Source organism: Aquirufa antheringensis (assembly GCF_004307425.1).
Lineage (GTDB): Bacteria > Bacteroidota > Bacteroidia > Cytophagales > Spirosomataceae > Aquirufa > Aquirufa antheringensis.
This window is the reverse complement of record NZ_SEWZ01000009.1, coordinates 1-306: the sequence shown is the minus strand read 5'-3', so window position 1 is coordinate 306 and position 306 is coordinate 1. Positions and strand designations below refer to the sequence as shown.

Annotated in this window: 1 tRNA gene and 1 rRNA gene; both read left to right on the top strand. The window is 46.4% G+C overall.

The annotated features are described in order from the left end of the window. Window positions 1–96: ribosomal RNA gene (locus tag EWU21_RS11335) — 16S ribosomal RNA — on the top strand; the annotation flags it as partial. A 127-nt stretch (window positions 97–223) separates the two neighbouring features. Beyond that, window positions 224–297 (top strand) — tRNA-Ile (locus EWU21_RS11215). Window positions 298–306 lie beyond the last annotated feature (9 nt).

Sequence of the window (306 nt, the reverse complement as noted above, 5' to 3'; positions counted from 1 at the left end):
CTGGCCGTTAAACCGCCAGTTAGGGTAGAACAGGTAATTGGGGCTAAGTCGTAACAAGGTAGCCGTACCGGAAGGTGTGGCTGGAACACCTCCTTTCTGGAGAAGCTATTATTTTCGGGTGATCACGCAAGTGTTTATTCATCTTCTTTGTTTTTATCACACGCTTAAAGGAAACCTGCTCGAAAGAGAGCAGCTTTCAAAAAGATTTAAGTAAGGATTAAGCGGGCTTGTAGCTCAGGTGGTTAGAGCGCTACACTGATAATGTAGAGGTCCGTGGTTCGAGTCCACGCAGGCCCACAAGAAAAA